The organism is Klebsiella sp. MS 92-3, assembly GCF_000195655.1.
Lineage (GTDB): Bacteria > Pseudomonadota > Gammaproteobacteria > Enterobacterales > Enterobacteriaceae > Klebsiella > Klebsiella pneumoniae.
Genome location: NZ_GL882821.1, coordinates 18691 through 20582 on the forward strand (window position 1 = coordinate 18691; position 1892 = coordinate 20582).

At 61.2% G+C, this 1892-nt stretch carries 2 protein-coding genes; both read right to left on the bottom strand.

The annotated features are described in order from the left end of the window. Positions 1-83 precede the first annotated feature (83 nt). Positions 84-725: a bifunctional nicotinamidase/pyrazinamidase gene (pncA, locus tag HMPREF9538_RS10905; protein ID WP_004892853.1), complete on the bottom strand. Its 642-nt coding sequence runs from the start codon at positions 723-725 to the stop codon at positions 84-86. Positions 726-734: 9 nt separating this feature from the next. Then, entirely contained in the window at positions 735-1754 is a 1020-nt protein-coding gene (ansA, locus tag HMPREF9538_RS10900) for an asparaginase (RefSeq protein WP_004176535.1), read from the bottom strand. Positions 1755-1892: the final 138 nt, after the last annotated feature.

Below are 1892 nucleotides of genomic sequence, written 5' to 3' on the forward strand. Positions count from 1 at the left end.
GCCAGAAAGCGGTCATCGTCATCGTCGGCGTAAGCCCCCAAGAAAGGATGGGGGGGGGGGGGGAGAGGCGGGGGGGGGAGGGATCAGGCCTGAGTTTCCCGCCAGTCGTCGAGGGTATAGAGCGTGGCGCCCGCGGCGGCCATCTCCATAAACGCCTGGCTGCTGTCCTGTGGCTGCAGATTTACGCCGCGACAGCCGTCGGTGATGACGTTGACCGCGTAGCCCAGCGCCAGGGCATCCAGCACGGTGAACTTAACGCAGTAATCGGTGGCGAGGCCGAGAACGGTCAGCTCCACGATCCCCTGACCACGCAGCCAGCCGTCCAGTTCGGTTTTCTGCCGGTGACCGTTGTCAAAGAAAGCGCTATAGCTGTCGATGATCCGGTTTTGCCCTTTGTGGAACACAGCGGCGATCGCCTGCTGCTTGAGCAGCGGATGCAGCGCCGCGCCTTCGCTGTGCTGCACGCAGTGATCCGGCCAGAAAGTTTGCGCCAGGCCGTCCAGCTCGCCCTCGGTGTAGGGTTCCACCTGGTGCTGGCTGGCGAAACTGCCGTGATCCGCCGGATGCCAGTCCTGGCTGGCGACGATGGGCTCGCCGCGCGCCAGGCTCCAGTCGATAAGCGCATTGGCTACGTCGACGGTACTGTCGCCTTCAGGAACGGCCAGCGCGCCGCCGGCGCAAAAGTCGTTCTGCAAATCAACCAGTAACAGCGCTCGATGTGCCATACGTCCTCCTTAAGCCTCGTCGGGGGTGAGTTCGCCACGCAGATTTTGCTGCATCGCCGCGCGAATGGCGTCAACGTCCAGCTGCTGGCTAAGCAGATAGTGTAGCTTGGTCAGCGTCGCTTCCACCGTCATATCGAAACCACTGATGACCCCCGCCTGGGCGAGGGCGTTGCCGGTGGCATAGCCGCCCATGTTCACCTTTCCGGACATGCACTGCGTCAGATTGACCACTACAATACCGCGCTGGCTGGCTTCCGCCAGCACCTGAATAAACTCGCCATTCTGTGGGGCATTGCCGACGCCATAGGAGCGGAGGATCAGCGCTTTCACCGGTTGGCGCAAAAAATTACGCACCACGTCGGCGGAGATGCCGGGATAAATCGTCACCACGCCAATCGGCTGCGGAGTGATGGGGTGCACGATAAGCTCTCCGCTACCCTGCGGCGCCGGCGGAGTACCGAGACGGCGAATATGGATCCCGGCCTCCAGCAGCGGGGCAAGGTTTGGCGAGGCGAAAGCGTCGAAGCCGTCGGCATGGGCTTTGGTGGTGCGGTTGCCGCGGAACAGTCGATTGTTGAAGAACAGCGCCACTTCGTTAATCGGATAGTTGGCGGCGACGTACAGGGCGTTGAGCAGGTTAATCTGACCATCGGAACGCAGCTCGGCCAGCGGAATTTGTGACCCTGTCACAATGACCGGCTTGCCAAGGTTTTCCAGCATGAACGACAGCGCCGAGGCGGTAAACGCCATGGTGTCGGTTCCGTGGAGGATCACAAAGCCATCATACTCCTCATAATGGCTGCGGATATCGTCGGCGATGTGCTGCCAGTCCTCGGGGGTCATATCGGATGAATCCATCAGCGGATGGTATTCATGGATCGTGAAGTCCGGCATCTCCGGACGATGGAACTCCGGCATCAGCGCCAGCTGACGCTGCAGATGGCCGGAAACGGGTACATAGCCGTGTTCAGAGCGCTGCATACCGATGGTCCCACCGGTGTAGGCAACGTAAATCGATTTTTTTTGCATAGCATCGCTTAGGTTGGTCGTAGACAGGCGCAGTATAAAGAGACGCAGGAAAAAATACAGCGTCGGTCGCGGGCTTTGTGGCAGTGTTGGCAGGAGAGGGGAAAAGGGGGGCCCCCGGGGGGGGGGGGGGGGGGGGGG